At 34.1% G+C, this 24961-nt stretch carries 23 protein-coding genes and 3 pseudogenes; 22 read left to right on the top strand and 4 right to left on the bottom strand.

Annotation, left to right across the window (positions count from 1 at the left end; all coding sequences use genetic code 11):
- Positions 1–9 precede the first annotated feature (9 nt).
- The 6 genes from BAQ49_RS10230 to BAQ49_RS10200 all read left to right on the top strand — a co-directional run bounded on the left by BAQ49_RS10230 (position 10) and on the right by BAQ49_RS10200 (position 5601).
- Positions 10–675 carry an HAD family hydrolase gene (locus BAQ49_RS10230; RefSeq protein WP_071745223.1) on the top strand — a complete coding sequence of 222 codons (666 nt, stop codon included), beginning with the start codon at positions 10–12 and terminating at the stop codon, positions 673–675.
- A gap of 370 nt (positions 676–1045) precedes the next feature.
- Positions 1046–2485 carry a GntP family permease gene (locus BAQ49_RS10220; protein ID WP_071745221.1) on the top strand — a complete coding sequence of 480 codons (1440 nt, stop codon included), beginning with the start codon at positions 1046–1048 and terminating at the stop codon, positions 2483–2485.
- A gap of 55 nt (positions 2486–2540) precedes the next feature.
- Entirely contained in the window at positions 2541–3740 is a 1200-nt protein-coding gene (locus tag BAQ49_RS10215; RefSeq protein WP_071745220.1) for an iron-containing alcohol dehydrogenase, read from the top strand.
- Positions 3741–3904: 164 nt separating this feature from the next.
- A complete protein-coding gene (locus BAQ49_RS10210; protein WP_071745219.1) occupies positions 3905–4615 on the top strand; it encodes an aspartate/glutamate racemase family protein in 711 nt (236 codons plus the stop codon).
- 75 nt (positions 4616–4690) lie between these two features.
- A complete protein-coding gene (gene tsaA / locus BAQ49_RS10205) occupies positions 4691–5164 on the top strand; it encodes a tRNA (N6-threonylcarbamoyladenosine(37)-N6)-methyltransferase TrmO (protein ID WP_071745218.1) in 474 nt (157 codons plus the stop codon).
- Positions 5161–5601 carry a GNAT family N-acetyltransferase gene (locus BAQ49_RS10200; protein WP_071745217.1) on the top strand — a complete coding sequence of 147 codons (441 nt, stop codon included), beginning with the start codon at positions 5161–5163 and terminating at the stop codon, positions 5599–5601. The genes tsaA and BAQ49_RS10200 overlap by 4 nt, the downstream gene beginning before the upstream one ends.
- A gap of 54 nt (positions 5602–5655) precedes the next feature.
- On the opposite strand, the gene BAQ49_RS10195 is transcribed toward BAQ49_RS10200, so the two are convergent.
- Together BAQ49_RS10195 and BAQ49_RS10190 are read right to left on the bottom strand one after the other, a co-directional pair.
- Complete coding sequence (locus BAQ49_RS10195; RefSeq protein WP_071745216.1) at positions 5656–6183, bottom strand: HAD-IIIA family hydrolase; 528 nt, start codon at positions 6181–6183, stop codon at positions 5656–5658.
- A 29-nt stretch (positions 6184–6212) separates the two neighbouring features.
- Positions 6213–6644 (bottom strand): GNAT family N-acetyltransferase, encoded by a 432-nt coding sequence (locus BAQ49_RS10190; protein WP_071745283.1) that lies wholly within the window; start codon positions 6642–6644, stop codon positions 6213–6215.
- 166 nt (positions 6645–6810) lie between these two features.
- Between BAQ49_RS10190 and BAQ49_RS10185 the strand changes: the two genes are divergently transcribed.
- The 9 genes and pseudogenes from BAQ49_RS10185 to BAQ49_RS34240 form a co-directional block, all read left to right on the top strand.
- Positions 6811–7521: an ABC transporter ATP-binding protein gene (locus BAQ49_RS10185; RefSeq protein WP_071745215.1), complete on the top strand. Its 711-nt coding sequence runs from the start codon at positions 6811–6813 to the stop codon at positions 7519–7521.
- Positions 7514–8713 carry an ABC transporter permease gene (locus BAQ49_RS10180; protein ID WP_071745214.1) on the top strand — a complete coding sequence of 400 codons (1200 nt, stop codon included), beginning with the start codon at positions 7514–7516 and terminating at the stop codon, positions 8711–8713. Before BAQ49_RS10185 ends, BAQ49_RS10180 begins: the two co-directional genes overlap by 8 nt.
- 279 nt (positions 8714–8992) lie before the next feature.
- Complete coding sequence (locus BAQ49_RS10175) at positions 8993–9580, top strand: YpjP family protein (protein ID WP_071745213.1); 588 nt, start codon at positions 8993–8995, stop codon at positions 9578–9580.
- 108 nt (positions 9581–9688) lie between these two features.
- Positions 9689–10324 (top strand): HAD family hydrolase, encoded by a 636-nt coding sequence (locus tag BAQ49_RS10170; protein WP_071745212.1) that lies wholly within the window; start codon positions 9689–9691, stop codon positions 10322–10324.
- 1 nt (position 10325) lies between these two features.
- Positions 10326–10713, top strand: a pseudogene (locus tag BAQ49_RS33470) (VOC family protein).
- Positions 10714–10724: 11 nt separating this feature from the next.
- Positions 10725–11657 (top strand): annotated as a pseudogene (locus BAQ49_RS10160) (aminoglycoside phosphotransferase family protein).
- Between the two features lie 140 nt (positions 11658–11797).
- Positions 11798–12679, top strand: coding sequence for an AraC family transcriptional regulator (locus BAQ49_RS10155; RefSeq protein WP_071745211.1), 882 nt, complete (start codon positions 11798–11800; stop codon positions 12677–12679).
- Between the two features lie 112 nt (positions 12680–12791).
- Positions 12792–13901, top strand: a complete 1110-nt coding sequence (locus BAQ49_RS10150) for an alpha/beta hydrolase (protein ID WP_071745210.1) — start codon at positions 12792–12794, stop codon at positions 13899–13901.
- A gap of 8 nt (positions 13902–13909) precedes the next feature.
- Positions 13910–14044 (top strand): annotated as a pseudogene (locus tag BAQ49_RS34240) (phosphatase PAP2 family protein); the annotation flags it as partial.
- A gap of 145 nt (positions 14045–14189) precedes the next feature.
- On the opposite strand, the gene BAQ49_RS10145 reads toward BAQ49_RS34240, so the two are convergent.
- Positions 14190–15647, bottom strand: a complete 1458-nt coding sequence (locus tag BAQ49_RS10145; RefSeq protein WP_071745209.1) for a serine hydrolase — start codon at positions 15645–15647, stop codon at positions 14190–14192.
- A 184-nt stretch (positions 15648–15831) separates the two neighbouring features.
- Here BAQ49_RS10145 and BAQ49_RS10140 point away from each other — a divergent pair, with 184 nt between their 5' ends.
- From BAQ49_RS10140 to BAQ49_RS10115, 6 genes are all read left to right on the top strand, one after another.
- Positions 15832–18423 (top strand): alpha-L-rhamnosidase, encoded by a 2592-nt coding sequence (locus BAQ49_RS10140; RefSeq protein WP_071745208.1) that lies wholly within the window; start codon positions 15832–15834, stop codon positions 18421–18423.
- Between the two features lie 95 nt (positions 18424–18518).
- Positions 18519–19475, top strand: coding sequence for a thymidylate synthase (locus BAQ49_RS10135; protein ID WP_071745207.1), 957 nt, complete (start codon positions 18519–18521; stop codon positions 19473–19475).
- A 20-nt stretch (positions 19476–19495) separates the two neighbouring features.
- Positions 19496–19984 carry a dihydrofolate reductase gene (locus BAQ49_RS10130; RefSeq protein ID WP_071745206.1) on the top strand — a complete coding sequence of 163 codons (489 nt, stop codon included), beginning with the start codon at positions 19496–19498 and terminating at the stop codon, positions 19982–19984.
- A 165-nt stretch (positions 19985–20149) separates the two neighbouring features.
- Entirely contained in the window at positions 20150–22135 is a 1986-nt protein-coding gene (pbpC, locus tag BAQ49_RS10125; RefSeq protein WP_071745205.1) for a penicillin-binding protein 3, read from the top strand.
- 238 nt (positions 22136–22373) lie between these two features.
- Entirely contained in the window at positions 22374–23009 is a 636-nt protein-coding gene (locus tag BAQ49_RS10120) for an FMN-dependent NADH-azoreductase (RefSeq protein ID WP_071745204.1), read from the top strand.
- A gap of 111 nt (positions 23010–23120) precedes the next feature.
- A complete protein-coding gene (locus BAQ49_RS10115) occupies positions 23121–23840 on the top strand; it encodes a lysophospholipid acyltransferase family protein (protein ID WP_071745203.1) in 720 nt (239 codons plus the stop codon).
- 41 nt (positions 23841–23881) lie between these two features.
- On the opposite strand, the gene trhA is transcribed toward BAQ49_RS10115, so the two are convergent.
- A complete protein-coding gene (gene trhA, locus BAQ49_RS10110; RefSeq protein ID WP_071745202.1) occupies positions 23882–24538 on the bottom strand; it encodes a PAQR family membrane homeostasis protein TrhA in 657 nt (218 codons plus the stop codon).
- Between the two features lie 213 nt (positions 24539–24751).
- On the opposite strand from trhA, the gene BAQ49_RS10105 reads away from it, so the two are divergent.
- Entirely contained in the window at positions 24752–24937 is a 186-nt protein-coding gene (locus tag BAQ49_RS10105; protein ID WP_000492443.1) for a twin-arginine translocase TatA/TatE family subunit, read from the top strand.
- Positions 24938–24961 lie beyond the last annotated feature (24 nt).

Here is a 24961-nt window from a genome sequence, read left to right as displayed (position 1 = left end):
GAATTAAATATGTATAAAACATTTCTATTTGACTTAGATGGAACATTAACGGATCCGAAAGAAGGGATTATAAATTCTGTTCTATACGCGTTAGAAAAAATCGGGATTGAAGAAGTAAATATAAGCGAGTTAGATTCATTTATCGGCCCACCAATACAACAATCTTTTGTAGATAGATATAATATGAACGAAATAGAAGTAGAACGAGCAGTGTTTTACTTTCGGGAATATTTAAAGCAAAGTGGTTTATTAGAGAATAAAGTATACGATGGAATTACAACTCTATTGCAAGAATTAAAGGATGCTGGCAATCGTTTGTTTATAGCGACATCAAAACCTACTGTATTTGCGAAACAAGTAATAGAGCACTTTCAGTTAACAACTTTTTTTGAAGAGATTGTAGGGAGTAATTTAGATGGGACAAGAATAAAAAAGGAAGAAATAATTGCTCATATTTTACAAACAAATGAAGAACTTAAAAAAGAAGAAATGGTGATGATTGGTGATAGAAAGCATGATGTAATCGGTGCGAACAGTAACGGAATTGCTTCAATAGGTGTATTGTATGGATATGGTAGTGAGATTGAATTGAGTGATGCTGGGGCGATTCATATAGTGAAAGATGTCGAAGAGTTACAAAGCTTTTGTATAGAGAATAGTACGATAAAACTATAGAAATAGAACCTAGAAATCCCTTTATAACATATGACGATGAAATCGTTTTTGTTTAAAGGGATTTTACATATGTAATCGAATACTATAATTAGACAATTTTAGCATGAAAAATTTGTAATAAAGTGAAACTTTGATCAGTGGAGGCTTTTTCCATCCTCCACAAATTATCAGCCCTCATCAATCGGGATTTTACGGGCAGTTGATATCCCGCCTAGCTTCCGCGCATTTGCTGAATTTTAAGGTGGGAGTGTTACTGCCCGCAAATAGCGGGATAAAAAGAGGAGGAATGTTATGAAATAAAAGGGTTTGAAATCCCGGTAAAAGTCTGTTGTTAAAAGATTGAATTTTCAGTTTAAAAGGAGGGTTATAATTGGAGCTAGTTATTATATTATTAGCACTTAGTTTACTCATGTTTGTAGCATATAAAGGATTTTCTGTAATATTATTCGCACCGATTTTTGCATTATTTGCGGTATTTTTGACAGAGCCTAGTTTTGTATTACCTTTCTTTTCAAATATTTTCATGGAAAAAATGGTAGGATTTATTAAATTATATTTCCCTGTGTTTTTACTTGGAGCAATATTTGGAAAAGTAGTAGAAATGTCAGGAATCGCTGATTCCATCGCAAAGACCATTGTAGAGTTAGTTGGAGAAAAACGTACAATTTTAGCGATTGTTCTAATGGGGGCTATTTTAACGTATAGCGGTGTTAGTGTATATGTAGTGGTGTTCGCTATATTTCCGTTTGCGGATAAGTTGTTTCGACAAGCGGATATTCCGAAGCGTCTAATCCCTGGAACGATTGTTCTTGGAGCAGTAACGTTTACAATGGATGCGCTACCTGGATCACCACAAATTCAAAACGTAATACCTACAACCTTTTTTAAAACTGACATTTATGCTGCGCCGATACTTGGTATTGTAGGGGCAATTTTTGTTCTTACATTAGGTTTACTATATTTAGAGAGTAGACGTAAGAAGGCAAAAGCCGCAGGAGAAGGGTATTTTGGTTTTAACGATGGAAATTCTGAAATGGCAGCATCTTTACAATTAGAACAAAAAGATATGCCGATACTAAGCGGTATTGAAATCACAAGAGTGCAACAGGTGATTGCGTTTGTACCACTTATTTTAGTAGGTGTAATGAATAAAGTTTTCACAATCATGATACCGAAGTGGTATCCGAATGGCTTTGATTTCTCAGCTATTGGTATGAAAGCATTTGGAAAAGTTGAATTAAGTGCAGTAGTTGGAATTTGGTCTGTAGAATTGGCACTTATTATAGGGATTCTATCAACACTTTTATTATATTGGAAACGGGTAGTAACTGGATTTCAAGCTGGTTTGAATACAAGTATTGGTGGAGCGCTACTTGCAACAATGAATACAGGAGCTGAGTTTGGGTTTGGTGGTGTTATTGCCGCACTTCCTGGCTTTGCGATAATGAGAGATGGCATCTCTGCAACGTTTACTAACCCATTAGTAAATGGGGCAGTAACGACGAATATTTTAGCTGGAATTACAGGTTCAGCATCAGGCGGAATGGGAATTGTGTTAAGTGCGATGGGGGATAAATTTATTGCTGCAGCAACGCAATATAACATTCCATTAGAAGTTATGCACCGCATTGTATCAATGGCGTCAGGTGGAATGGATACATTGCCGCATAATGGTGCAATTATTACAATATTGACGGTAACGGGATTAACACATAAGCAATCATATAAAGATATTTTTGCTATTACAGTTTTGAAAACGGTTGCTGTATTTGCAGTCATCGCGTTCTATACTTTAACAGGAATCTATTAATAAGAGTTAATATACGAAAAGAAAATATTCATTAGGATAAGAAGGGGTGGAGTACTTGCAAGAAGTTGCTGAATTTCGTATGCCGAAGTCTGTATTATATGGGAGAAATTCGCTTGAAAAACTAGGGGAGCAATCAAAAAAGTTAGGGAAAAGGGCTTTTATTGTGAGTGATACAATTATGGAGAAATTAGGGTATGTTGAAAGTTGTATTACGCAATTAAATGCGAAAGGGATTACTGTTAGTACATACAATAAAGTGAACGCTGAGCCTACAAATATACACGTATTAGAAGCTTTATCTATTTGTAAAGAAGGGAAATGTGATTTTATTATCGGTATCGGCGGAGGAAGTTGTATTGATGTTGCGAAAGCAATTGCAGTGTTATATACAAATGGTGGGGAAATTGAAGATTACGTACAAAAGGATGTTGAAATAGAAAAAGATCCGCTACCGCTTATCGCAATTCCAACAACTTCTGGTACTGGATCAGAAGTAACAAGTGTAGTAGTAATTACGAATAAAAAAACGGATGTAAAAATGATGATAAAGCATCCGAATTTCACTCCACAAGTAGCGATTATTGACCCGATTTTAACACGTTCGTTACCACCTCATATTACTGCAGCAACAGGGATAGATGCATTATGTCATGCAATTGAAGCTTATTTTTCTAAAGTTTCACAACCTCTTACAGATGTTCTTGCTCTGTCGGCTATTGAAAGCATTATGAAATATTTACGTATCGCATATGAAGATGGAGATAATATGGAAGCAAGGGAAGCAATGATGATTGCTTCATTGCAAGCTGGGATTGCTTTTTCAAATGCATCTGTTACATTAGTGCATGGTATGTCTCGTCCAGTGGGAGCATTATTCCATGTACCACATGGAATATCGAATGCAATACTATTACCTACAGTTTTAGAATATACAAAAGCGAAAGCAGTAAGAAGGTTAGCTGACATAGGACATAACTTAAACAAAGATTTATATTCTCATTCTGAAGAAGAAGTAGCCAACTACACGATTGCTGAAATTAAGAAACTTTGCTTTGATCTTCGTATTCCTAATTTAAGAGAATACGGAATTGGGGAAGTTGAATTTGAAAATGCTATTTCTAAAATGGCGAAAGATGCTATTGCAAGTGGTAGCCCAAGCAATAACCCGAGAGTTCCATCATATGAAGAAATAAAAGGATTGTATCGCAAATGTTTTGATTATCAATATGAGTCTACTACAAGAGTTGTTTTCTGAATATTCTATAATTATTTCCGTGGAAATGAATAATATTCCTATACATTCGATCGCATATATATTAAGATGGGGATTTGATTTATTATAGTAATGAAACGTTATTTATTGTGTATAAATTACATTATGAATTGTGTGTTTGAAAATATTATTTAAAAGGAGAATATATGAAATTAATAGGTCTTATTGGCGGAATGAGCTGGGAGTCATCTACTGAGTATTACAAAATGATAAATGAAGAAGTAAAAATGAGATTAGGTGGATTACATTCAGCGAAATGTCTACTTTACAGTGTTGACTTTGAAGAAATTGAGCGATATCAATCTGAAGGGGATTGGGATAAAGCGGGAGAAGTATTGGGAAATGCAGCTTCTTCTTTGGAGAAGGGTGGTGCTGATTTTATAATAGTTTGTACAAATACAATGCATAAAGTTATTAAGCATATAAAAAATAGAATCAGCATCCCAATATTACATATTGCTGATGCAACAGCGAAGGAAATAAAACAACATGGAATTCAATCAGTTGGTCTACTCGGGACAAAATACACGATGGAGCAGGATTTCTATAAATTACGTATAGAAGAAAATGATATAAAAGTAATCGTACCAACAGAAGAAGATAGAGAGACAGTAAATAAAATAATATATAACGAATTATGCTTAGGAAAAATAAACCAACAATCAAGAGAATATTTTAAAAGTGTAATGGAAGATTTAGTGCAAAGAGGGGCAAAAGGCATAATATTAGGGTGTACGGAAATAGGGCTATTAGTAAAACAGGAAGGTTCAATAGTTCCTTTATTTGATACAGCCCGCATACACGCAATTGAAGCTGTGAATATGTCTTTAATAAGTAAAGATAATTTTATTATGTAAACAATGACCGTGTGAGTGGAAAATGTTCAGAAAATATTTTATAATGTAAGTGGTTACATTCAAGGGGGAATGCGGATGTTTTCAGTTCAACCAATCGCATTTGTACATAATGAAAGAAAGGAAATAAAAGATGATGAGTGGGGAGATGTAAGATCCTGTATTACTTTAACTGATATGTATACTGAGGAAAGTATACAAGGGGTTGAAGACTTTTCTCATATTGAAGTTATTTTCTATTTTCATAAAGTAACAGATGAACAAATCCAGTATTCTGCTAGACACCCTAGAAATAATAGTAATTATCCAAAAGTAGGGATTTTTGCACAGCGTGGAAAAAATCGTCCGAACCGACTAGGAGCGACAGTTGTTAAAGTGATAAGAAGAGATAGAAAAACAATCGTTGTTGAAGGATTAGACGCAATCGATGGTACACCTATATTGGATATTAAGCCTGTTATGAAAGAATTTATACCGAGAGAAGAAATAAAGCAGCCTGAATGGGCAACGGATATTATGAAACAATATTGGAAGGGGAATACAGTAAAATGAGAATATATGAGGCAACAATTGCAGATTTAGATGGACTAGCATCGGTTTTTAATAATTATCGCGTATTTTATCGACAAGATTCCGATATTGAAGGAGCAAAAGTATTTTTACGAAATCGAATTGAGAGAAAAGAATCCATTATTTTCGTGGCAGTTGAAGATGGAGAATATATCGGGTTCACGCAACTATATCCATCATTTTCTTCTATTTCGATGAAAGAATTATGGATTTTAAATGATCTGTTTGTACAAAAGGCGAAGCGCGGAGCTGGAACAGGTAAAAAATTATTAGAGGCCGCAAAAGAATTCGCATTAAAAAATGGTGCAAAAGGTGTAAAATTACAAACAGAGATTGATAATTTATCAGCACAGCGATTATACGCTGAAAATGGTTATTTGAGAGATAATCGTTATTTCCATTATGAATTAACTTTTTGAAATACACATAGTTAAATGAGACGTTTTCAAAGTGAAGACGCCTCATTTAATTTTTTATTGATGATTTAAAATCCAATTTGTAGCATCTTCAAAGTTTTCTGCAATGTAGTTTGGTTCAATATGTGCCCATTTATCTCGGAACGTATGTAAAGCATCATATCCAGCACCAGTTTGAACTAATATAGTCGTTGCATTTGCGTTTGCACCAGCAACAATATCCGTCCAGCGATCACCGATTACAGCGCATTTTGTTAAATCAAGCCCATGTTTTTCCGCTGCTTGTAGGAGCATACCTGTGCTCGGTTTGCGACATTCACATCCATCACCATGTTTATGAGGGCAAAGGTAAATATCATCAAAACCAAACTCTTTTAATTCTTTCGCAAAATCATTCACGGTCGCTAGTCCATCTGCGATACCTGGTTGATTCGTAAAAGAGAAAAGCTTTATATTTTTTGCTTTTAATTTTTGTAGAGATTCTTTCGTAAAAGGAAATAATGTGAAAGAACCTGGATAATGTATTGTAGTATCCCCACCAATTGTTCCGTCACGATCAATGAATATTGCTTCAATGTTTGTCATAGTTATAGTCCTTTCTTTGTACCAGTAGTTTAAAAATATTTTACAAATCGATACCCATTTACTTCATAGCCCAATTTTTCATAGAAGGGGTGTGCTTCTTTGCGGTTCATTCCACTAACAAGCCAAGTACCAATACAGTCATGCTCTTTTGCTAATTGTTCTGCATAATCCATTAACACTTGTCCAATACCTTTTCGACGTATTGTAGAATCAACACTAATAATTGAAATCTCTCCATAACGAGTTACATCTTCTAAATTTTCACGTATACGAAATCCTAGTAATCCAAAAATAGTATTATCTTCCTCATATACATATAAAAAATCAAAAGGGCTCATTTTTACGAATTGTAAACGATTCTTCATATCTTCATTAGAGATAGAGGATCCTTTTAATTCTTTTGTAAGAGAACAAAGTGAATCAATATCATCTATAGTCGCTTCACGAATTTGAACTGACATATGATCAACCCCATTTACTTTAAAATCTTCAAACATTAAATATTCTGTTAAAGTATGTTTTTTCCTGCTACCGAAACAAATATTTTAGAAATGATATAATACTATATTAAGAGGGATATGTTATCATTTTCCTTGATTGTATTGTAAATGGAAAGAAGGGGAATGTATGCTAGAAGTGAATATTCGCTCAGCAGGATATGAAGTAGGTGAAAAGACAGTTCACGATATTGCATTTGCAATTGAAAAAGGCGAGTTAGTTGCTCTTATTGGCGCAAATGGCGCAGGAAAGAGTACGACAATTAAATCGATGCTCGGTTTGCTAGTCAATATGGATGGTGAAATTTCGTTTGGTGAAAAGAAAAATCCATATGCATATGTACCGGAGCACCCCACTTATTATGATTACTTAACTTTGTGGGAACATATTGAATTGCTAATGGCTGCCCGTGGAAATGAAGTGAGAAATTGGGAGGACAAAGCAAGGGAATTATTACATACGTTTCGAATGGAAAAACATATACACGAATACATATCAAAGTTTTCAAAAGGTATGAAACAAAAGTCGATGCTTATATTAGCATTTTTAACAGAGCCAGATTTTTATATTATTGATGAGCCTTTTATCGGTTTAGATCCAGTAGCTACGAAAGCATTTTTGAATTACTTATATAAAGAAAAAGAGCGAGGAGCTGGAATTTTACTTTGTACACACGTACTAGATACTGCAGAAAGGATTTGTGAAAGATTTTTGCTTATTTCGAAAGGGACATTAGTAGCAGATGGGAAATTAGACAAAATCCAAACATTAGCAGAAATGCCAAGGAGTCCATTGTTAGACTGTTTTGATGCAATTGTAAGGCGGGAACAGCATGATTAAACAACAGTTTAATAAAAGGTTACGTCATGAATTGCAAAGAAAATGGAAGTCGATTCGTTCTGTTACAGATTGGACAGTCGCATTATATATTATTATTCCAGCACTTATATTTGCGGGGATTTACTATCGTTCACTATGGATGAAAGAATTATCGATGGAAGAGGCCGTTTATTTTGGATTAGGCTTACTCGCGTTTTATTTTGTCACATTTTCAAGAGGCGTTCGCTCGTTTTTTGAGCAAGCAGATAGCTTATTTTTAATTTCGTATCCAAATCATATGCAAAAATTAATGAGGATTGGCATGATGTATACGTTTATTCGGATTGCAATAACGAACGTAATTGTAATATTTATTATGTTACCTATATTGATGAAAAGTATGGGAGCGACAAGTATCCAAATCGTACTATTTTGGATTTTCTTTACTGTTTTTCGATTTACGTTATCGTTGTTGATGAGATTCATAAATGTACGTGTGGGGAAACGATGGGTTTTATGGATAGTAAAAGATGTTGTATTTTCTATTAGCTTAATTTTTTTTGGAATCAGTATATTTTTTATTTATAAAAATCCGTTGTACTCAGTATTATTTATCGGTCTAGCAGCTTTACTTACTGTAGTCTTAGTAAAAGAAAAGATGAATTATAAAAAATTCTTTTTTAAAGAAGTTGAGAAAGAAAAAGAAGAAAGTATGCGCTGGACTGTAGGGATTATGCAGGTTGGTGGTCATGCAGCTAAACCGAGTAGTTCGAATAAAAAACCATGGATGTTTCCTCGTTCTAAAAAGATATTAGGAAAAAAATCTGATTCGCGTATTGTAGAAACTTTTTTAAAAGAATTTTTGCGTACAAGTAGTGCTTTCATGTTTTATATTCAAATTGTATGTATAAGTACTGTAAGTATTATCGTGACTCCGAAGTGGATAACAGCTATTATTCTTGTATTTGCTTTAGTTGCTATTTCTCGCTATGCACGTGATTATTGGAATGAATTTACGAAGAAAATGTTTCTACATTTATATTGTGACGAAGGAGAATTACTATTATTAAGATGGAAGGCGGATCGTTATTTGCTCTTTCCAACCGTATTCATATACGGGACGGTCATCCTTTCTCAGTTTTATTTATTGCCAGCAGTAATAATTGGGTTTATTTTTATAGTATTCATTGGTTGGATTGTATTTTTACCATAGAAAAAGAGCCGGAAACGGCTCTTTTTCTAGTCTGTAACACACTGATAAATAAAATATACTAAAAGGAGTATGCTTGCGGCGGAGTACAGGGCATCTAAAGTCATCTGATCGCCTCCTCGTTGTTGTATATATAGTGTATGAAATCTTACAATTTCATATTCAAGTGAAAAATATGTGAACGTTAACAAAATTGTAAAGTGCAAAAATTACAATCATTTTGTATAATAGAAGAAACAATCGTTATATAAAATATAATGAGCGAAAGGGGAGGGAACATAAATGCCAAATTGGTTTAGAAAAACCTTAGTCGCATTAATTACCGTATTTACATTTGGTTTAGTGACGCCTCCTTCCATATTACTTGATAATGCCAAAGCTGCGGACAAGCCTACGAGCACAGCTGGGCAACAAAATTTGGAGAGTACGTCCTATACATATGAAGAAACGAATGATAGGTTAACCACCGATACCTTTATTAATTATGCGATGCAAGAAGCAGAGAAGCAATCTATGCAAAAATTCGGCTCTAAAATTGGGCCTGTAATTGAAGATGAATTTAAAGATGTTGTATTACCTAAAATTGAAGAGGCAATTGCAGAACTTGCCAATGATGTGCCAGAAGAATCGTTACAATCATTAGCGATTTCTCAAAGACCGGCTGGCGGAAATAATGAAAAGATTTTTCATGTTTATGACACGAAATCAGGAATTGACTTACTGCGATTTCATGTGAGGAGAGATCATCCACCGCAAGATGGATATTATTTTAATTTCCACTATCATCGTTTTGATGATGGATACTCAGGACACCATGAGTTAGGAAATATTTATTGGAATACGAATGTACCGCCGAAATGGCTGTCTTAAAGAAGAACAAGAGAAAATCTTGTTCTTTTTTTTATATTTATGAAAGGGGAAGACATTTCTGTTGTTGAATAACATATGTTTAGGAAAAAAAGCAAAGGGAGTATGGGAATGCAAAAATACATTGTTTTTGATTTTGACGGCACATTAGTAGATTCACAAAATATATTTGTACCAATTTATAATCAACTTGCTGAAAAGCACGGATATAAAACGGTAAGGGAAGAAGAAATTGAGTATTTACGTAAATTAACGATGCCAGAGAGATGTAAAAAGCTTGATGTACCTCTGTATAAACTACCGATATTAGCGCTGGAGTTTTATAAATTGTATCAACCTGCTATAAAAGATCTCGTTTTGTTCCATGGGATGAAAGATGTATTAGATGAACTACATAAAAAAGGCTACGGAATTGCAGTCATATCATCGAACTCAGAAGAGCATATTCGGGCATTTTTACACAATAATGATATAGAAAATATACAGGAAGTGTATTGTTCTAAAAATTTGTTTGGTAAAGATAAAATGATAAAAAGATTTTTAAAATCGAAAAAGCTAACAGAACAAGATATGTTGTATGTCGGTGATGAACAACGTGATATAGCAGCTTGTAAAAAAGCTGGTGTAAATGTAATTTGGGTTTCTTGGGGATATGACGTTATTGAAACGGTAAAAGGGGATGCGCCAGATTATATGGTCAATACGCCAATGGAAATAATGCAAGTAGTACAGGGAGCGCATTCTTAATATGAATACACTTCGAGCAGGTATTCATCATATTGAATTTTGGGTAGCAAATTTAGAGGAGTCTATTTCTTTTTACGATATGTTGTTTTCAATAATTGGATGGAGAAAATTAAGCGAAGGAGCATATAGTACGGGAGAAAGTGAAATATATTTTAAAGAAGTAGACGAGGAAAATTGTAAGGACGTTAGGACCGAGACATATTTGTTATCAAGCTATTAATAGAAAAGTAGTTGATGAGGTATCGGGATTTTTAGTCGATACTAATGTGAAGATTATATGTGGTCCTATCGAAATAAAGCATTATTAGGATGGATACTATACAATAGACTTTTATGACCCGAATGGTTTTATTGTAAAGGTTGCGTATACACCGAATGCGGAAATGTAAGGGGAATAGACATGAAGACAATTACAGCATGGCAAAACAATATACAAATAGTAAAAGATGCAGTGGATATTGAAGAAATTTCTAAAGGTTTCTCACCTGATAAGAAATATATAATTACGAGTGCGAGTAATGAAAAATATTTATTGCGGACAGGCGATATAAAAGAGTATGAAAGAAAGAAAATAGAGTTTCAAATTTTAAATGAAATGCAAAACCGTAGTGTGCAAGCACAAAAACCAATTGAAATGGGTTTGTTGGCAGAAGAAGGTGTATGCTATGGCATTTTTTCTTATATAGAAGGGGAAGATGCGAAGAAGCTATTACCTACGTATTTACCCAAAGAACAATATGATATTGGTATATAGGCAGGAAAAGATTTAGCAAAAATGCATACATATGAAGCTCCCAAGGACTTACTGCCTTGGCATGAAAGAGCAATGGAAAAACATAGAAAATATTTAGAGGCATATAAAACATGCGGATTTAAAATAGAAAATGATGATAGAATTATTAAGTTTATAGATGAAAATGAAATGTATGTAAAGAACCGCCCGAATCGATTTCAACACGATGATTTTCATTTAGAAAATATAATTGTACGGGATGGGAAATATGTAGGTGTTATTGATTTTAATGGCTATGATTGGGGCGACCCACTTCATGATTTCGTAAAGATTGCATTATTTGCAAGAGACATTAGTATCCCGTATTCAATCGGACAAATAGAAGGATACTTTAATGGTAGAATACCAGAGGAGTTTTGGAAATTATATGCGGTGTACGTTGGCATGACGGTTTTCTCTTCAGTTGTTTGGTGTTTACGAGCAGCACCACATATGTTAGATGATATGTTAGAACGTCTTACTATCGTTTTAGAGGATCATAAAAACTTTGAATTATCGAAGCCGATTTGGTTTGATAGTGAAATGATGAATAGAAAATAAGGATAGTAGGTGGGAAATCTCACACCTGCTATTTGTAAATAACTCATGAGATGGTCTCTTTACATACTATATATGTAGTTTTTTTATGAAGGAATGAAAACCTTGATGTCTCCATTATAATAAAAAAAGGGGGTGAATTATTGAAAATCAGGCAAGGCAAATATGAAGAAATAAAATTACGCGATAGAATCCCAGGAATGGTTGAATATATAGAGGACACAATGTTACCTACTGGTTTTCACTATTATATTCCTCCTCACTGGCATAGAAGTATTGAAATTAGCCTAGTCGTATATGGAGACGTTTTCTTGTATGTGAATGGGCAAAAAAAGAAAGTATCTGCTGGCGAATTTATTTTTGTAAATAGTGGAGATGTTCATGAATTTGAAAAAGTTGAAAATATAAGTTGTGCAGTCATGATGCTAATTATTTCTTATGAATTTCTTAAAGAGCTAAATGAAGATTTTGATAAATATAGATTTAATATAAAAGAATCAGTTGTTCAGAAAACTAACCTCCAGCAAATGTTTTATGAATTAAAGGGGTTAGTTACAAATTCTGATGATTTAACTTATATAAAAATTAATAGTTTAATTTATGAAATTGTTTATATTCTATTGCGATATTGCAAAGATGGGGAGAATATAGACAATGATTTTCAACTTGAAAGTAGACAGAAAGAAATAATTACGTATATTTACAAACATTATGATGAGGAACTAAAACTGAAAGATGTGGCTAAACATTTTTTTGTAAGTGAAGAACATTTTTCACGTATGTTTAAAAAATCATTCGGATCAAATTTCACCACTTTTTTAACGAGATACAGGCTCTATAAAGCGTATGAAGATATTATTAGAAGTACGAATTCTATACAAGATATAGCGCTGAAACATGGATTTCCAAATGTGAAATCATTTATTTCACAGTTTAAAGACAAATATGGATATACACCATTACAGTATAGGAAAAATATCATATCAAAAAATGACTATAATCGAATCAAATATGAACAACAATAAAAATACGTTCCATGGTACATTTTGTACATGGAACGTATTTTTATTTAGTAAACGGGAAGTTATATAATCCTGAATAATGAAAGCGCTTGAATTTAGAGGGGAGAAATATTAGATGACTAGAAAATATGACTTAGACTTATTAGAACAAATTCAAGAAAAACAAGAAACCATCAATGTGCAGGGGGCAAAAGTCTTAGTAAAAAACATACCAGATTGCGATGAAAAAGGAGCGATGGATCCACGCCTTTATAAGGATACGAAGGTTCAAATGAATGTAATGAGGTTTATGCCTAAAAATATGATGAAAATGGATGCTTCTGAAAAATCGGTAAAGAATATGCGAAAACAATTTAATGGAATTAAAAGTGTTCCAATTGTCACTAAAGACATAAATATTGCGCATAAAACAGTGAAAGCGGAAGATGGCTATGATATACCTATAAGAATTTATAACAGTAGTACTAAACGAGAGAATGCACCAATTTTATACTTTATTCATGGTGGCGGATTTATGGCAGGATCACCTGATGTGGTAGAAGAACTTGTGAAATTGATAGTAGAAAAAACAGATATACTAGCCGTTTCTGTGGATTATCGATTAGCTCCAGAAAATCCTTTTCCAACCGGGCATACAGATTGTTACACTACTTTAAAGTGGATTTATGAGAATGCTGGCACATTAGGCGGTGATAAGAATAATATCTTTGTAGCAGGTGATAGTGCAGGAGGGAACTTAACACAGTATTGTACAACTAAAGATTTGGAAGATGGTAGGAAGTACGTGAAGGGACAGTTGCTACTGTATCCTACAATTAACATGTGTGATTATGAAGATGAGTTTTATTCTTGGAGTATAGATAAATATGAAATTGCTCCAAAGTATAAAAAAGGATTAGAAAAAATGCTTAATATTATGCATTCAATGGTTGGAGGTATGTCAGAAGTACTTGGTACGAAAGAAATTAATTCTAAGTATTTAAGTCCATATGTTGATGTATCCCCAGACTATCCAAGTACATTTATTACGGTAGGAGAGCATGATTTTTTAATGATAGAATGCTTAGCTTATGCAGCTAAATTAACTAACAAAGGAGTTGATACCGAAACAGTTCTTTATCGTGGTTTAGGGCACGCTTATGGAGATAACGTAGGTGTCTATCCTCAAAGTGAAGATTTAGCAATTGAAATGGGGAATTTTATATTAAAGCATAGTGGAAAGTAGGGAGCATGATGAAAAATAGAAAAGTGATATTAATTGCTAGCTTTGCTATTTTACTATGTATCTTTGCATTTACAGACTTACAAATATCCAATAGTTTATATGAACCAACTAATAAGATTGCTCTTTTTTTACATGCTAAAGGAGTATTTTGAGCTTATATAATGATGAATGGTTTGAGTAGTGCTAAAGTATTATTTGTTTAATTAGATAAATAAATTAATGGTTTTAGATGAAATTTCTACTTGTGAAAAAATAGAGAGAAGCGAAAGCTTCCCTCTATGAAATTAACTATTCAATTTTAGTAAATGTAAGCGGCTGAGTACTTAGCATAGCGGGCACATGTAACTGAAGTGATGGGAATTCACCATTCACATTCATTTCATATGCAAATAATAGATTCATTTTTGCTTGGAACAAGTCAACTGGTGCGGAGAAAATGTCGTAATGATGATGCTGTAATTGAATCTCCATCTCCATAAATTGTACGTGTAATGAATCATCCCGTTTATATACTTGTAATGCTCCATAAGCAGGATGTTCAAAAGTACCAGTATAATCCTCTAACTTGTGAGAAGGTGCAGTCCCTTTAATTTGTTCAGGAAGGGATTCAGTTGCTTCTTTCATCATTTCCTTCATTTTTTCAGTATCTTCAACAGCACGTTTATGCCAATCGATGCCTTCTAATTCAAGTAGATCGTCATAAATTTGGTTAGCAAGATAAGTAGGGAGTAATGTGCTTCCGGCATTCGTTAAAATGACAAGGCCTACATTTTCTTTTGGCATGAATGAAACAAGTGCCGAAAATCCATCAATATTACCGCCATGATGAATCACTTTATTACCACGATAAGCGCTAATAAACCAACCAAGGCCGTAACTATTTAATGGAGATTCAGGGAGTGATAGAACTGGTTGATCTGGAATGGAATTGTGTGGTGTATACATTTGTTGTAATAATTCAGAGGAGATTAATTCATGATCTCCAAACTTTCCTTCGTTTAAGTGAAGAAGTACCCAATTTGCCATATCTTCAATTGTAGAATTAATGCATCCAGCAGCGCCAACTGTATCGATATTACGGAATGGAACTTCTTTTATTTCACCGTCATTTTCCATGTAAGGTAAAGCATAATCGTCTGTATTTTGTGAGTCTGTAACAGAGAAATTTGTTTGATTCATATTTAAAGGCTCTAAAATATGTTCTGTAACGTATTGTTCCCACATTTGATTTGTAATGTTTTCCACAATGTAGCTAATTGTCGCATACATTAAGTTGTTATATAGAAACGCTGTTCGGAACGGCGCATCAAGTGGTAAATGTTTTATTTTTTCAACTAGATCTTTTCGAGATAAGGAAGAGCTGTACCAGAGAGCCTCATGACGACTTACACCAGTTCGATGAGAAGCCAAATCTCGTCCTGTAGCTTGCGAGTTAGCGAGCATATCGGATAGAGAGAAGTTAGGTACGTAAGATTGGACAGGGGTATCCCAATTAAATTTTTTTTGCTGTGCTAGTAAGCTTAATGAAAGTGTCCCGAATGCTTTCGTTGCGGAACCGATTGCGAATCGTGTCTGCGGAGTAACAGCCTCTTTTTTCTCTATGTTTCGATAGCCAAAACCTTCTGAAATGATTACTTCGCCATCTTTTATAACAGCTATAGCAGCGCCAGGAACGTTTAAATCCTTCATCATCTTCTCAACCTTATGTTGTAACGTACTTAAAACAGGAGTTTTGATTTTAGACATGCTTTCAACCTCCAAATATAATTTTTATGTTCCGCACTATACTTTCTGTAATAGAAAAGTGAAACCCTTTTTAAATACAGAAAGTTAATAATTTTGTAAGAATAAATAAAATTATTATTTATTTAGAATTTTATTTTTATTATAATTAATTTAAATTGGATTTGAGAAGAGAGGGTGAAAAAGCGTGCTAACAATAAAGAAAATACTTTGCGATAATAAAATTAATCCGATAGGCATAGATTCAAAAGCTGTTAAAATTAGTTGGCAGCTTGAGTCGAATAACCGAAATGTCAAACAACGTGCTTATCAATTGCAAGTTGCGAAGGATAAAGATTTTGAAAATATAGTATTTGATTCACAGAAAGTAGAAACAGATCAAAGTTTACATATACCGATCAATTCCTTTCTATATAGAACGGAGACACGCTATTTTTATCGAGTGAAGGTGTGGGATAATCATGAAGAAGAGTCATCTTGGTCAAAAGTAGCATTTTGGGAGACTGGATTACAAAGTGACAATTGGACGGGAAACTGGATTGCTGCAAAAAAAGAGCGAACACAAGTTATGTCCTTTAATAAAAATATTTTTATTAAAAAATTAGTAAAAAAAGCACGTTTATATATAACAAGTTTAGGATTATATGAGGCCGCTATAAATGGAGAGCGTATTGGAGAGAGTTACTTTACTCCTGGATGGACGAGTTATGATAAGAGAGTATTGTATCAAACGTTCGATATAACGCATTTATTAAAGGATGAGCACAATGCTATTTCTATACTGGTAGGTAATGGATGGTTTAAAGGACCGCTTACAATGCATCATGTACGTAATTATTACGGGGGAAGACGTGCGATTATTGCTCAAATACATATAACGTATGAGGATGGAACGAAAGAAAAAATTGTAACAGACGAAACGTGGAAGGTAGAAAAAAGCCCTATTTTGTATTCTGAAATTTATGAAGGAGAAGTTTACGACGCTAGGTTAGAAGAAAGTGGGCAAGAGTTAGAGAATGTGGAAGTAATTGGTCATTCTAAACGAATAATTGTTGCACAAGAAAACGAATCGATTCGTAAAATGAAAATCATAAAACCAATCTCTATTTCAAAACTACCAAATCATGAGTGGCTCATTGACATGGGACAAAATATGGTGGGCTGGGTGCGATTTACAGTTCGTCATGTTTATAGTGGACAAAAGATAGAATTACAACATGCTGAAATATTAAATAAAGACGGTAGTTTTTATACTGGAAATCTCCGAAAGGCAAAACAAAAAATAGTATATATAGCAAAAGGAGAAGCTGAGGAAAAGTTTGAGCCTCATTTTACATATCAAGGTTTTAGGTATGTGAAAATAAGTGGATTAACCCAACCACCTCAAATAACAGATTTTGAGGGGATTGTATTGCATACTGATATGGAAAAAGCGACTGAGTTCGAAACGTCCAATCCATTAATCAATCAGCTTCATCATAATGTGGAATGGTCCCAAAGAGGTAACTTCTTTGATGTGCCAACAGATTGTCCACAGCGTGATGATCGACTTGGATGGACAGGAGATGCACAAATGTTCATCGGGACAGCTACACAAATCATGAATGTTCAATCGTTCTTTAAGAAATGGCTCCAAGATTTATCATTAGATCAAAATGTTAACGGAGCTGTGCCTTTAGTTATTCCAGATGCGTTTGGAAAAAGAGCGGATTTTGATCTTGATACTTCTGGAGGTTGGGGCGATGCAGCCATTATTTGTCCGTGGGTTCATTATTTGCATTACGGGGATGTATTGATTTTAAAAGAACAATATGACAGTATGAAGAAGTATATAGATTACATACGTTCACAAGGTGATAACGAGTATACATGGGATACAGGTTATCATTTAGGAGATTGGCTTGCATTAGATACGAAACCAGATGTGTATGAAGGCGAAACAGACAAGTATTTTATTGCGACGGCTTTCTATGCGTATTCTACATCGCTTTTACAAAGAATTGCTGGGATTTTAGGTGAAAAAACAGATGCTAGGTTTTATGAAGAGTTACATGCAAATATTGTTCAAGCATTTCAAAATGAATTCGTTACACCAAATGGTAGATTAATTTCAGATACCCAAACTGCCCATGTATTGGTGCTGTTGTTTGAATTAATAAATGATAATGTGAAGGAGAAAGTATTTAATCGCTTAATTGTGCTTATAAAAGAAAATAAAAATCATTTAACAACTGGTTTTATAGGAACTCCGTACTTGAATTTAATATTAAGCAAGTTTAACCGTCACGACCTTGCTTGTAAGCTTCTATTTCATGAAGATTATCCCTCTTGGTTATATCAAGTGAAGAAAGGAGCTACAACCATTTGGGAACATTGGGATGGTGTGAAAGAAGATGGAACACTTTGGAAGGATAGCATGAATTCTTATAATCATTACGCATACGGTTCTATCGTTGAATGGATATACCGATATATTGTTGGGTTAGAAGTGAATGAAACAAAGCTTGTATATAAACATTTTTATATCCAGCCTCATTTTGATTCCAATCTAGAATGGATTAATATAAAGCGTGAAACAGCGTATGGAGAAATTAAAATTGATTGGCGTGTAGAACATGAACAAGCTATATTAAATGTCTCAGTACCGGCAAATACTACAGCAACGTTACGAATTCAGGAAGCTGAATGGGAAATGCGAGATAGGATTGAAAAGGAACTAGGATCGGGCGATTATGAATTTACATTTTGTAAGAAAATAAATGAGGTAGAATTCTGTTAATATAGAAATGTTTTTTATTAATTTGGATTATTAAATTCGCTGTTTTTCATGTTATGATAAATTGCATATAAGATTGAAAGAAGGTTTTCTTACATATGAAACATGCTGAATATGAATACTTAAATTTATGCCGTCATGTAATGGAGCACGGTACGAAGAAAGAAGATCGTACGGGGACAGGTACTGTATCTGTATTTGGTTACCAAATGCGTTTCGATCTAAGTAAAGGATTTCCTTTATTAACGACTAAGAGAGTCCCATTTCGCCTTGTAGCAAGTGAACTGCTTTGGTTTATGAAAGGTGATACAAATATTCGTTATTTATTGCAACATAATAATAATATTTGGAATGAATGGGCGTTTAAGAGCTGGGTAGAAAGTGACGAATATAAAGGTCCTGATATGACAGATTTCGGTCTTCGCTCTCAACAAGATGAGGAATTTAAGAAGCAATACGATGAGCAAATGGAATTGTTTAAAAAGAACGTTCTAGAAGATGATGATTTTTCGAATAAATATGGTTATTTAGGAGACGTATACGGAAAGCAATGGCGTGCTTGGAAAACGACAGCTGGTGAAACGCTTGATCAACTAAAAGATGTAATTGAAATGATTAAAAAAACGCCAGATTCACGTCGACTAATTGTTTCTGCTTGGAATCCTGAGGATGTACCAAGCATGGCTTTACCGCCTTGTCATACGCTATTCCAGTTTTATGTAGCAGATGGAAAGCTTTCTTGTCAGTTATATCAAAGAAGCGGTGACATATTCCTTGGGATTCCATTTAACATCGCAAGCTATTCATTACTAACACATTTAATTGCACATGAATGTGGTCTTGAAGTTGGCGAGTTTGTTCATACAATTGGTGATGCACATATTTATACGAATCATTTTGAACAAGTAGAAAAACAGTTGGCACGTGAACCACGTCCATTCCCGAAACTTACATTAAATCCAGATGTAAAATCTGTGTTCGATTTTGAAATGGAAGATTTAACGATTGAAGGATACGATCCACACCCAGCAATTAAAGCACCGGTTGCAGTGTAATTGTAGAGGAGATGAAAAGAATGATTATTTCATTTATGGTCGCAATGGACGAGAATAGAGTAATTGGGAAAGATAATAACTTACCTTGGCGTTTACCTAGTGAATTACAATACGTGAAGAAAACGACGATGGGCCACCCGCTTATTATGGGAAGAAAAAACTATGAAGCGATTGGTAGACCATTGCCTGGAAGACGTAATATTATTGTAACTCGTAATGAAGGGTATCATGTAGAAGGCTGCGAAGTAGCTCATACTGTAGAAGAAGTGTTTGAACTATGTAAAAATGAAGAAGAGATTTTTATTTTTGGCGGAGCGCAAATTTATGATCTCTTTTTACCTTATGTAGACAAGTTATATATAACAAAAATCCACCACGCATTTGAAGGAGACACATTCTTCCCAGAAATGGATATAACAAATTGGAAAGAGATTTTTGTAGAACAAGGTTTAACGGATGAAAAAAATCCGTATACGTATTATTACCATGTATACGAGAAACAACAATAATAATAATAATAATAAAAATTGATGTGAGTATTCGCATCAATTTTTTTATTTGTATTTATAAATGTAAGTTTATAGATGATATTCGATAGTGCTATAATGAAAGATAGCATGTGAAAAATGCTAAAATTTTCAAAAGTATTAATGTAGAAAGAGGAGGAGAATCGATTGAGAAAGATATGGGGGATTCTATTTCTTTGCTTAACATTCATGTTAGTCGGATGCGGTAAAGAAGAAAAACCACAAGAAGCGTTTGATACATATGCGAAAGCATGGAATAAACAAAAATTTGCAGATATGTATGATCAATTATCAGAAAATGCAAAAAAAGATATTTCAAAGAAAGAGTTTACTGAGAAATATGAAAAGATATATTCTGGTATCGAAGTGAAAGACTTAAAGGTAGAAACAGGGGAAGTAAAAGAAGATAAAAAAGATGAAGGCCCTGTTCCTTTTAAGGTAAGCATGGATACAGTTGGTGGTAAAGTCACTTTTGGCCATGAAGCGAAAATGGTGAAAGAAAAAGATGGAGATAAAGAATCATGGAAAATAGATTGGACTCCTGATTTTATATTCCCAGGCATGACAAAAGATAGTAAAGTGCGTATGCAAACGACGCAACCAAAACGTGGAGAAATATATGACCGTAACGGTAAATATCTTGCGGTAAATGGTAAAGCTTCTGAAATTGGAATGATTCCAGAAAAATTAGGAGATGCTGCTCCGCAAACGAAGGAAACGATAGCGAAGTTGCTAAATATGTCTGTAGAAGAAATTGATCAAAAACTAGCTGCTAAATGGGTAAAACCAGGGTATCTCGTACCAATTGGAATTTTACCTGAAGGGACAACGCAAAATACGTATCTTGATTTACCTGGTGTTGTAACAAAACCTGTAAATGTTCGTACATATCCGTTAGGGGAAGCTGCAGCTCATCTAACTGGTTATATCGGAAAGGTAAATGCTGAAGATTTAAAAACGCTACAAAAGAAAGGCTATCAAGCTGATGAGCCAGTTGGTAAGGCTGGATTAGAGCAAGTGTTGGAAGAAAAGCTACGCGGTAAAAAGGGTGGCCGTGTCTTTGTAGAAGATGCACAAGGAAAAGAAATTAAAAATTTGGCAAAAACAGATGCTGTTGATGGAGAAAATGTAACTTTAACTATTGATAGTGTTGTTCAAGAAAAAACGTATAATGAAATGAAGGGAGAAGCTGGTTCAAGTGCGGCGATTAATCCGAAAAGTGGAGAAACAATTGCTCTTGTAAGTAGTCCAGCTTATGATCCTAATTTAATTGCACGAGGAACATCGAAAGCACAACGCGAAGCTTGGAATAATGATCCGAAAAAACCAATGACGAATCGTTTTACACAATTATCGGTACCAGGTTCTGTATTTAAGCCAATTACAGCTGCAATTGGTCTTGAAACAAAAACGATTGATCCAAAAGAAGAGTTGAAAATTGAAGGATTGAAATGGACAAAAGATTCTTCTTGGGGTAATTATTATGTAACGCGTGTGAAAGATGCAAATCCGATTGATCTTGATAAGGCAATGAAATACTCGGATAATATTTACTTCGCACAAGAAGCGTTAAAAATTGGGAAAGACAAATTTATGAGTGAAGCGAAAAAATTCGGATTCGATGAGAAATTACCAATTGAATATGGATTCCCAGCTTCTAAAATCGCAAATGATGGTATTAAAAATGATATTCAAATGGCAGACACAGGTTATGGACAAGGACAAGTGTTAATGACTCCTCTTCATTTAGCTTTAACGTATGCGCCAATTGTAAATGATGGAACGATTCCCACGCCGTATATCATTAAAACAGATAAACAACCAAAAGCTTGGAAAGAAAATGTGATTTCTAAAGGAAATCAAGATATATTAAAAACTGCTTTAACAAAAGTAATTAATGATCCAGATGGTACAGGGAAAATTGCTAAAATTGATGGAATGACTCTTGCTGGAAAAACAGGTACAGCGGAATTAAAAGTATCTAAAGAGGCCGAAGGAAAAGAACTAGGCTGGTTCGCTGCGTTTGATTTAAATTCACCTGATATGGTCATTACAATGATGATTGAAGATGTAAAAGGTAGAGGCGGAAGTAACATTCCAGCTGAAAAAGTGAAACATATTTTTCAAAAATAGAAATTGATAGAAACTACCTCCATGAAATAGGGAGGTAGTTTTTTATTTGGTTAAAATCTTAATGTTTATATACAAAAGTAAAATGAAACTACATAACTTATTAACTTACGAAAAAAAGTAGCTATTTTTTATTGACAGCAAGTATAACTTTTTGTATTATACTTACATAAGGTAAGTTATTTACTTACAAAACATAAATCTCAAATTAAAGATAAAATGTAAAAAGGGAGAGAATACAATGACAAAAGTACTATTTATCACAGCAAATCCAAATTCAGCAGAAGGTTCTTTCGGAATGGCAGTAGGAGAAGCTTTCATCGAAGCTTACAAAAACAAGCATCCACAAGACGAAGTTGTAACAGTTGATTTATTTAATACTGTCGTACCAGCAATTGATGCAGATGTATTTGCTGCTTGGGGTAAATTTGCAGCAGGTGAAGGTTTTGAAACTTTAACTGAAGTTCAACAACAAAAAGTAGCAGCAATGAACACAAACCTAGAAACATTTATGCATGCAGATCGTTATGTATTCGTAACTCCAATGTGGAACTTTAGCTATCCACCAGTAGTAAAAGCATACTTAGATAACGTAGCAATCGCAGGTAAAACATTCAAATATACTGAAAATGGTCCAGTTGGCTTATTAGAAGGCAAAAAAGCACTTCACATTCAAGCGACAGGTGGCGTTTATTCTGAAGGAGCATATGCAGCTGTAGACTTCGGTCGCAATCACTTAAAAACAGTATTAGGATTCATTGGTGTAAATGATACTGAATATATTGCAGTTGAAGGTATGAATGCAAACCCTGAAAAAGCACCAGAAATTAAAGAAGCAGCAATTGCTAATGCTCGTGAATTAGCAAAACGTTTCTAATATAGAATACTTAAAAATGTCCAAACACTTGTTGTTTGGACATTTTTTCTTCTTTTTCCTTCGTTTGTCTAGTATAATGAAGGTCGGAATGATAATAGGTGGGGGTTCTGTATGATTCAAACGTTTTTTAAAATCTTTTATTTAATTTTAATCGTAATTGCGATTACACCGAGAATGTGGCGTCTTAAAAAACAAGTAAATACGATGTCACCGGAAGAAAAAGATAATGCTGTGTATAAAACGACAAATTGGTTTGGTAAAAAAATGGTACGTGTTGCTGGGGGGACAGTAGAAGTAAAAGGACTTGAAAATGTTCCGAAAGACAAGCCAGTACTAGTTGTAAGTAATCATCAAAGTAATATGGATATCCCTGTTTTACTAGGTTACTTAAATAAACCAATTGGATTCGTTTCAAAGGCAGAGATTAAGAAATTTCCAGTTGTACCAACTTGGATGGAACTTATGAATTGTGTATTTATGGTTCGTGATGATCGTCGTCAATCTCTTCAAGCGATTAAAGATGGAATTGAACTATTAAAGAATGGACATTCTATCGTAATTTTCCCTGAAGGAACGAGAAGTAAGGGTGGCGAAATTGGAGAGTTTAAAGCGGGGAGTTTTCACCTAGCAGTAAAATCTGGTGTAGCAATCTTACCAGTAACGTTAGATGGTACATATAAAATGTTTGAAGCGAATGGAAATCGCATGAAACCAGCTCATGCAACAGTAACAATTTCTAAGCCGATTACACCTGAAGAGTATGCGAATATGGATATTAAAGAATTAACGAAGCATACACAGGATATTATTGCATCTCAATTACATAAGTAATAAAAAAAGTTTCAGCTTACATCAAGCTGAAACTTTTTTTATTACACTGCAGGTAAGACGTAAAAGAGTACGCAGAAGAACATCATTGTACTACCACCTAAAACAAAAAGATGCCAAATGGCATGATTGAAAGGTAGCTTTTCCCAAAGAAAGAATATAGCCCCAACAGAATATAAAATGCCACCTATTAACAGTAGTGAAAAACCGTGTCCAGTTAGATTTTCATAAAGTGGTTTAATAGCAACGATTATGAGCCAGCCCATAATGATGTAACATAAAGTTGATGCTTTTATAAAGCGGCGTACAAAGAAAATTTTGAAGACAATACCGCCAATTGCAAGTGTCCATATAATAGCGAGTAACGTCCAACCTAAAGGTCCACGAAGTGTAATGAGTAGAAAAGGAGTATATGTGCCAGCGATTAGTAAATAGATGGCTGAGTGATCTAAAATAGTAAATAATTTTTCTACTTTTGGATGGTGAATGCTATGTAGCAACGTTGAAAACAAGTACAGTAAGAACATGCTTACACCATAAACAGTAAATGCAACAACAGCAGATGCGGTACCGTGCTTAGAAGCATGAATAATTAATATAACTAAGGCAGGGATGCTTAAAATGGCACCGATACCATGTGTAATTGCATTTGCAATTTCTTCTTTCACAAAATGTGTCATTCGTGTCATTTTTTCAGTCATTATGCAAATCCTTTCTACTATCATAAAATAATTTCTCATTTCCCTTACCATATCATACACAAGGGCAATAGAAAATGAAATTTGTATAATTGATTATATTTTTGAATTTTTTTGACAAAAGATAACGGAATTGTTGACGTTTTCAAACTTTTTTGACAAAATAAAATTATGTAATAGTAGGACAAGGAATCTACTAATAAAGGGGATGGAGAAATGTTTTCAAATATTGGCTTTCCAGGGTTAATTTTAATTTTAGTAGCTGTACTCATTTTATTTGGACCTAAAAAATTACCGGAAATCGGGAAGGCTTTAGGGGAAACGTTAAAAGAGTTTAAAAAATCAACGAAAGAATTGACAGATGATGCATTTCAAGAGAAGGAAAAGAAAGAAAAAATGTAATGGATTTTCCTTGTAATGGATAAA

This window comes from Bacillus proteolyticus, from assembly GCF_001884065.1.
GTDB lineage: Bacteria > Bacillota > Bacilli > Bacillales > Bacillaceae_G > Bacillus_A > Bacillus_A proteolyticus.
The sequence above is the reverse complement of the archived record's forward strand: the minus strand, read 5'-3'. Positions and strand labels throughout refer to the sequence as shown.

Coding starts and splice junctions, on each gene's coding strand:
- BAQ49_RS10115 (WP_071745203.1), top strand. CDS start 23,121: ATGATTCAAACGTTTTTTAAAATCTTTTATTTAATTTTAATCGTAATT.
- BAQ49_RS10120 (WP_071745204.1), top strand. CDS start 22,374: ATGACAAAAGTACTATTTATCACAGCAAATCCAAATTCAGCAGAAGGT.
- trhA (WP_071745202.1), bottom strand. CDS start 24,538: ATGACTGAAAAAATGACACGAATGACACATTTTGTGAAAGAAGAAATT.
- BAQ49_RS10200 (WP_071745217.1), top strand. CDS start 5,161: ATGAGAATATATGAGGCAACAATTGCAGATTTAGATGGACTAGCATCG.
- BAQ49_RS10105 (WP_000492443.1), top strand. CDS start 24,752: ATGTTTTCAAATATTGGCTTTCCAGGGTTAATTTTAATTTTAGTAGCT.
- BAQ49_RS10185 (WP_071745215.1), top strand. CDS start 6,811: ATGCTAGAAGTGAATATTCGCTCAGCAGGATATGAAGTAGGTGAAAAG.
- BAQ49_RS10210 (WP_071745219.1), top strand. CDS start 3,905: ATGAAATTAATAGGTCTTATTGGCGGAATGAGCTGGGAGTCATCTACT.
- BAQ49_RS10170 (WP_071745212.1), top strand. CDS start 9,689: ATGCAAAAATACATTGTTTTTGATTTTGACGGCACATTAGTAGATTCA.
- BAQ49_RS10135 (WP_071745207.1), top strand. CDS start 18,519: ATGAAACATGCTGAATATGAATACTTAAATTTATGCCGTCATGTAATG.
- BAQ49_RS10180 (WP_071745214.1), top strand. CDS start 7,514: ATGATTAAACAACAGTTTAATAAAAGGTTACGTCATGAATTGCAAAGA.
- BAQ49_RS10145 (WP_071745209.1), bottom strand. CDS start 15,647: ATGTCTAAAATCAAAACTCCTGTTTTAAGTACGTTACAACATAAGGTT.
- BAQ49_RS10150 (WP_071745210.1), top strand. CDS start 12,792: ATGACTAGAAAATATGACTTAGACTTATTAGAACAAATTCAAGAAAAA.
- BAQ49_RS10195 (WP_071745216.1), bottom strand. CDS start 6,183: ATGACAAACATTGAAGCAATATTCATTGATCGTGACGGAACAATTGGT.
- BAQ49_RS10175 (WP_071745213.1), top strand. CDS start 8,993: ATGCCAAATTGGTTTAGAAAAACCTTAGTCGCATTAATTACCGTATTT.
- BAQ49_RS10130 (WP_071745206.1), top strand. CDS start 19,496: ATGATTATTTCATTTATGGTCGCAATGGACGAGAATAGAGTAATTGGG.
- BAQ49_RS10190 (WP_071745283.1), bottom strand. CDS start 6,644: ATGTCAGTTCAAATTCGTGAAGCGACTATAGATGATATTGATTCACTT.
- tsaA (WP_071745218.1), top strand. CDS start 4,691: ATGTTTTCAGTTCAACCAATCGCATTTGTACATAATGAAAGAAAGGAA.
- BAQ49_RS10230 (WP_071745223.1), top strand. CDS start 10: ATGTATAAAACATTTCTATTTGACTTAGATGGAACATTAACGGATCCG.